Source organism: Nigerium sp. (assembly GCF_039811905.1).
Classification (GTDB): Bacteria; Actinomycetota; Actinomycetes; order Propionibacteriales; family Propionibacteriaceae; genus Propioniciclava.
On record NZ_JBDHZL010000133.1, the window covers coordinates 1 to 6610 of the forward strand.

General features: G+C 73.8%; 5 protein-coding genes. 3 read left to right on the forward strand and 2 right to left on the reverse strand.

The window, feature by feature from the left end:
* Positions 1–30: 30 nt before the first annotated feature.
* A complete protein-coding gene (locus tag WMJ97_RS13860; RefSeq protein WP_347349595.1) occupies positions 31–1713 on the reverse strand; it encodes a DUF1737 domain-containing protein in 1683 nt (560 codons plus the stop codon).
* 222 nt (positions 1714–1935) lie between these two features.
* Here WMJ97_RS13860 and glpX point away from each other — a divergent pair, with 222 nt between their 5' ends.
* Entirely contained in the window at positions 1936–2937 is a 1002-nt protein-coding gene (gene glpX / locus WMJ97_RS13865; protein ID WP_347349596.1) for a class II fructose-bisphosphatase, read from the forward strand.
* A gap of 28 nt (positions 2938–2965) precedes the next feature.
* Here glpX and WMJ97_RS13870 read toward each other — a convergent pair whose 3' ends face one another.
* A complete protein-coding gene (locus tag WMJ97_RS13870) occupies positions 2966–4684 on the reverse strand; it encodes a glycoside hydrolase family 13 protein (RefSeq protein ID WP_347349599.1) in 1719 nt (572 codons plus the stop codon).
* 261 nt (positions 4685–4945) lie between these two features.
* Between WMJ97_RS13870 and WMJ97_RS13875 the strand changes: the two genes are divergently transcribed.
* The gene (locus tag WMJ97_RS13875) at positions 4946–5458 is read left to right on the forward strand and encodes a hypothetical protein (RefSeq protein WP_347349597.1); all 513 of its coding nucleotides are present in this window, start codon (positions 4946–4948) and stop codon (positions 5456–5458) included.
* Positions 5455–6610, forward strand: a 1156-nt coding sequence (locus tag WMJ97_RS13880; RefSeq protein WP_347349598.1) for a CocE/NonD family hydrolase, incomplete at its 3' end; no start/stop codon positions are given. The genes WMJ97_RS13875 and WMJ97_RS13880, both read left to right, overlap by 4 nt.

A 6610-nucleotide genomic window follows, 5' to 3' on the forward strand; every position in this document is an offset into this window, starting at 1 on the left:
CGTCCCGGAGTGCGACCCGGGTCCTCGCCCCTAGTCGCCGCCCCACACCACGGCTTGGGCGATGCGGACGTTCTCCCCGTCGAACACCAGCGCCGGCGACCCGTGCAGCACGTAGCCCTCATCCAGGGCCTCGCTGACGCGCCGGCAGAACGAGGCGTCGTCGGGGCCGGTGAGGCAGCGGTACCGCAACCGCCCCTCCGGGAGCGGCGTCTCTGGGCGCGGCAGATCGCTCCCGACCACCGGGACGACGGCCGCCGCGGCGCGCGCGGGCTCCAGCGGTGGGCGTCCGGACGGCTCGACGAGCACGACCTCACCGAAGCCGGGGATGACGGCGTCCAACCCCAGCTCGGCCTTGATGCGGCGGGCGAGCGCCGCGGCGGAGTCCTTTTCGCCGTGGACGCAGAAGATCGTCTCCGGGCGCGGGCTGAGTTCGCGGAGCCAGTCGATCAGGTCGGACGCGTCGGCGTGGACGGAGAACTCGGTGTCCTGCAGCACCTCGGCGTTCACGGGGACGTACCGCCCCTGGATCTTGATCTCGGTCGCCCCCTCGACGAGCTGCCGCCCGCGCGTGCCCGCGCCCTGATACCCCGTCAGCACGACGGCGTTGCGCGCGTCGGGCAGCATCCGGGCCAGATGATGGACGACCCGACCGCCCGTCGCCATGCCGGAACTGGAGATGACGATCGAGGGGCCGTGGCCCTTGGTCGTGAGCTCGCGCGACTCCTCGGTGGAGCGCACCTCGCGCAGGTTCGGCAGATCGACGAAGTCCTCGGGGGCGAGGTCGGGCCGCAGTTCGTCGCCCGCGTTGCGGTACACGTCGAGCGCCGCGGTCGCCATGGGGCTGTTCACGATGATCGGGACGTCCGGGATGCGCCCGTGCCGCCGCATCTCGGTGAGCACCTTCAGGACGGCCTCCGTCCGGTCGACCGCGAACGCCGGCACGAGCACCGAGCCGCCGCGCTCGATCGTCCGCCGGATGATGTCCGCGAACCCCTCGTGCGGCAGGTTCACCGGGTCGGGGTGCTCGCGGTCGCCGTACGTCGACTCGATGAGCACGTACGGCGCCCCCTCCGGGATGTCCCGCGGCCGCAGCACCGGGTGGTCGTGGCGGCCGAGATCGCCCGAGAAGAGAACGTGCGCGGTCGGCGTCCGGAGCGTGATGGACGCCGACCCGAGGATGTGCCCGGCGCGCGTCATCCGGACGGTGACCGCCGGCAGGGACGCCCATTCCGGACGCCGCTCGTGCCCGGTCAGCTCGTAGTCGGTATCGAATTCCAGCGTGGTGAGCAGCGGGAGCGTCCGCTCGACGTCCTCGATCGTGTACAGCGGCAGCGGCGGGTGGTGCTTGGAGTAGCCGCCCTCGGCGGCGTCCTCGGCCTCGCGCTCCTGCAGGAAGCCGGCGTCCTTCAAGACGATCTCCGCGAGCGGCTTCGTGTGCGGCGTGCACCAGATCGGCCCGTCGTAGCCGGCCTTGACCAGGGCGGGCAGGTAGCCGACGTGGTCGAGGTGGGCGTGCGTGACGACGATGTCGGTGATCGTGCGCGGGTCGGTGGGGAACTCCTCCCAGTTCTTCAGCCGCCACTCCTTCTCGCCCTGGAACATGCCGGAGTCGATGAGGACGCGGCGGTCCCCGGTGGTGACGAGGTACTTCGACCCCGTCACCGTCCCGGCCGCGCCGAGGAACGTGAGCGTCGTGCGAGCGTCATTGGCCATGCCTCACCCTGGCGCATGCGGGGGGCGCGTGGGAAGGGCGGACGCCGCCGAGACGTTCCCGCGGGAACGCGCGGGTTCGCGCATCCGGGGCCGCCGAGACGTTCCCGCGGGAACGCGCGGAGCGGACGGCGTCCCTGGTGGAACGCATGCGCGCGACCGGGGGGTCGCGCCATAGTGGACGCGCCCCGGGCGTCCCGGGGCTGCCGAGACGAGAGGGAATCCATGTCCGACAACTTCGTGCTCACCGACCACAACCTGGGGCTCGACCTGATGCGCGCGACCGAGGCGGCGGCCCTGTCGGCGGGCCGCTGGGCCGGCCGCGGCGACAAGGAGTCGGGCGACGGCGCGGCCGTGGCGGCGCTGCGGCGCATCCTGAATGAGGTGCGTATGGACGGCACGATCGTCATCGGCGAGGGCGAAAAAGACGAGGCGCCCATGCTCGCCAACGGCGAGAGGGTGGGCACGGGCGAGGGCCCGCGCGTCGACATCGCGGTCGACCCGGTCGATGGGACGCGGCTGCTCGCCTGGGGCGCCCGCGACTCGATCGCCGTGCTCGCCGCCGCCGACGGGGGCACGATGTACGACCCGTACATGTGCTTCTACATGGACAAGCTCGTCGTCGGGGCCGACGCCGCCGACGTCATCGACCTGGACGCCCCGATCGCCGAGAACATCCGGCAGGTCGCGCGGGCGAAGGGGAAGGACGTCGCCGAGATCATCGTCGCCGTCCAGAACCGCGAGCGGCACGCCGATCTGGCCCGCGAGGTCCGCGAGGCCGGCGCCCGCACCCGCATCTTCACCGACGGCGACGTCGCGTGCGCCGTGCAGGCCGCGTCGCCCGACATGGCGATCGACATCCTCGTCGGACGCGGCGGCAGCCCCGAGGGGGTCGTGACGGCGGTGGCGATGAAGTGCCTCGGCGGGCGCATCCTGGCGCGTCTGCACCCGACGACCGACGAGCAGCGCGAACGGACGATCGCCGCCGGCTTCGACCCGGCCCGCGTCCTCGACACGAACGACCTGGTCAGCGGCGACAACTGCGTGTTCGTCGCGACGGGCATCACCGACGGCGACCTGCTGCCGGGCGTCCGGTACCTGCCCGGCGGCGGCGCGCGTACGGATTCGGTCGTGATGCGCTCCATCTCCGGGACGCGCCGCTACGTCCAGGCGTTCCACCAGCTCGAGAAGGTCGCCGACTACGCCCGGCGCACCGGCGAGGGGTAGACCCGGATCCCCCGAGGCGGGTCCGACGTCAGATCCTCAGCCACGCCGCCGCATGCCCCGGCAGGACGCCGTCGGCCGCGTCGGCGTCCGAGCAGACGAGCACCTCGGACCCCTCGGGCAGCCGGACGCCGTCGGCGGAGAAGTTCACCACGCAGCAGAAGTGCTCGCCGCGGGTGAACGCCAGCACGTCGCCGCCGTCGAGGGGGTGCCACGCCAACGCCCCGGCGCCGAGCGCCGGGTTCGCCTGCCGCTCGGCGAGCGCGCGCCGATAGAGGGAGAGGGTGGACGCCGGGTCGCCCTCCTGGTCGGCCGCGGTCCGGCCGGCCCACCGCTCGGGCTGGGGCAGCCACGTTCCCGCGGGAACGTCCGCGGGCGTTCCCGCGGGAACGTCTCCGGGGGCGTCCGGCGCCGAGCTGGGGCCCGAGAAGCCGAACGGCGGCCGGTCGCCCGACCACGGCAGCGGGACGCGGCAGCCGTCGCGACCGCGGACGGTGTGGCCGGAGCGCTCCCAGGACGGGTCCTGGAGGACGTCGTCGGGCAGGTCCTCGACCTCGTCGAGACCGAGCTCCTCGCCCTGGTAGACGTACGCCCCGCCCGGCAGCGCCAGCTCCAGCAGGGCCGCCGCGCGGGCGCGGCGCAGCCCGAGGGCGGCGTCCGTGGGCATGGCGAGCAGCTGCGCGCTGAGGTCGGCCGGGTCGCCGCCGTCGACCTCGCCCGCATAGTCCAGGCCGGTCCACGGCTTGCCGTACCGCGTCGCCACCCGGACGTTGTCGTGGTTGCCCAGCACCCACGTCGGCGTCGCGCCGACGGCGTCGTGGAGCGCGATCGTCCGGCGGATGACCTCCCGCTGGGACGCCGCCGACCACCCCGACAGGAGCGCGTCGAAGTTGAACGTGAGGTGGAGGCGTCCGGGCTCGACGTACTTGATGAGTCGCTCCAGCGGGTCGAGGTACGCCTCCGACACGAAGACGCGGGCGCCGAGCTCGGTGTCGGCGTACTCGTCGGAGATCGCCCGCCAGCGCCGCTGGATGGCGGGCAGGTCGGCGTGGTCCCAGGCGGGGGAACCCGGGTACGGGTCGAGGGTGCCGCGCCCGGTCTTCGGGTCGACGCGGACGTCGGGCAGCGTCATGTCCTTGGCCATCGCGATCGCCACGTCGACGCGGAAGCCGTCGATGCCGCGGTCGAACCAGAACCGCAGGATCGCGTCGAACTCCGCCCGGACGCGCTCGTTGCTCCAGTTCCAGTCCGGCTGCGACACGTCGAACAGGTGCAGGTACCACTGCCCGGGCGTCCCGTCGGCGTCGGTGACGCGCGTCCAGGCGTCGCCGCCGAACATCGCGGGCCAGTTGTTGGGCGGCTCGTCGCCGTCCGGCCCCTGGCCGTCGCGGAAGATGAACAGGTCGCGCTCGGGCGAGCCGGGTTCGGCGGCGAGGGCGGCCTGGAACCACGGATGCTCCCAGGAGCAGTGGTTCGGCACGAGGTCGATGAACACGCGCAGGCCGAGCTCGTGGGCGCGCGCGACGAACTCGTCGGCCTCGGCGAGCGTGCCGAAGTCGGGGGAGATGTCGCGGTAGTCGGCGACGTCGTAGCCGCCGTCCAGCAGCGGCGACGGGTACCACGGGCTGACCCAGACGGCGTCCACGCCGAGGGCCGCGAGGTACGGCAGCCGGTCGATCATCCCGCGGACGTCACCCGTCCCGTCGCCGTTCGCGTCGGCGAACGAGCGCGGGTAGATCTGGTAGACCACCGCGCTGCGCCACCAGTCGGGGTCGGCGAACCGCGCGCGCCGCTGGGGGGCGGCCGCGGAGACCGGGTCGGTCGCGGCGGACGTCGTCGGAGGAGTCGGGGAACCTGTCGTCACAAGGCCCCACACTTCCTGGCGGTCCCGCCACCGTCAAGCCGGACGCCCGTCGCCTCCCCTCGCGGTTGCCACGGGCAATAGGCTGGGGGGCGTCCGTCGCCGACCGCGCTGCCGGTCGCCGATCACATCGCCGAATAAGGAGTCGCCATGAGTGGACGCCGTCGCCCCCGCGCTCTGGCACTGGCCGCCGTCGTCTCGGTGACCGCCCTGGCCGCCTGCACCCCCGGAGGACCCATGACCGCCAGCCCCAGCCCCGAGCCCAGCGGGCCCGTGTCGCTGCCGACCGCGGCGTCCCCGACCACGGCGGTGAGCCCGGCGTCGCCGGCCACCCCGGCGTCCCCGTCCACCGGACGCCCGACGTTCCGCACCATGCCCCCGCTGAGCCCCGCGCCGAGCGGGGCGCCGGCGTCTGTGAGCGACGCGCGCCTGCAGGCCATCAAGGCCGACCTCGGCAACCGCGGTGTCGACGCGGCGTCCGCGAAGGTCGTGAGCGCCGAATCGGTGACGTGGAACGACAGCTCGCTCGGCTGCCCGACGCCGGGCGGCATGTATTCGCAGGCGCTCGTGGAGGGCATGCGCGTGATCGTGGAGACCGGCGGGCGGCAGTACGACTACCGCTTCGGGAGCGGCGACTCCGCCACCTTGTGCGAGCCCCGGTGATCCGGGAGACGCTCCGGACGGTCATGCCCGACGGGGTCACCCTGCTGACCGACGTCGCCCGGCCGAACGACTCGGCGTCCCGTCCGGTGCCGCTGCTGCTGGCCCGGACTCCGTACCTGCTCGGCGGCCGGCTCACCCTGAAGCTCATGGGGCGCGACGTGGAGCGTCCGGGGGCCATGGCGGAGATGTTCGAGCTCCAGACCGACGTCTCGGTGGAGCGCGCGGTCGCGGCGGGGTTCGCGGTCGGCGTCCAGGCGTGCCGCGGCACTGACCGCAGCGACGGGACGTTCCGGTTCTACCGCGACGAGGCGTCCGACGGCGTGGCGACCCGGCGCGCGCTCGCCGCGCTGCCGTGGTGCGACGGGTCGGTGCTCACGTTCGGCCACTCCTACGTGACGACGACGCAGTTCACCGCCGCCCTCGCGGACGCCGACGGCATCGCCGCGATGACCCCCTGGGTCGCGCCCTCGACCTACGACGACGACCTCGCGATGCGCGGCGGCGTCCTGCTGGAGGGGCCGGGCTACGAGTGGGCGCGGCTGCGCGTGACCGACGGACGCGTGCGCGACGGGCTGCCCGAGGTGCCCGACGACGTGCTGCCGATGGACGTCTTCGAGTCCGCGCCGCTGCTGCGCGAGCTCGGCATCGCCGAGTTCGCGGACCGGCTCGCGGAGGCCCACCCCGCCGGCGCGCACCTGGCCGAGTGGGTCCGGCATCCGCTGCGCGACGAGTACTGGGAGGGGCTCGCGTACTCCGAGGCGTCCCTGCGCGGCCTGGACGTGCCGGCGCTGCACGTGTCCGGCTGGTACGACGTCTTCCAGGGCGGCACGCTGCGCAACTACCGGCTCATGCGGCAGGGGGTGGCGTCCGAGGGTCAGCGGCTCGTGATCGGCCCCTGGACGCACATCAACCGCACCGGCGACCTGGGGGGCCTGGTCTTGCCGCGGGCGACGCCGGTCGACGCCGGGTTGGACGTCCTGCAGCTCGATTTCTGGCGCGCGAGCGTTGGGGACGCCGCGGCCGCCGCCCGGCTGCCCGCCGGCCGCGCGCGGGTGTACCTCCTGGGCCTGAACCGCTGGGTCGACCTGCCCGACTGGCCCGTACCGGACGCCGAGCCGACGCGCTGGGCGCTCGGCCGCGACGCCGACGCCG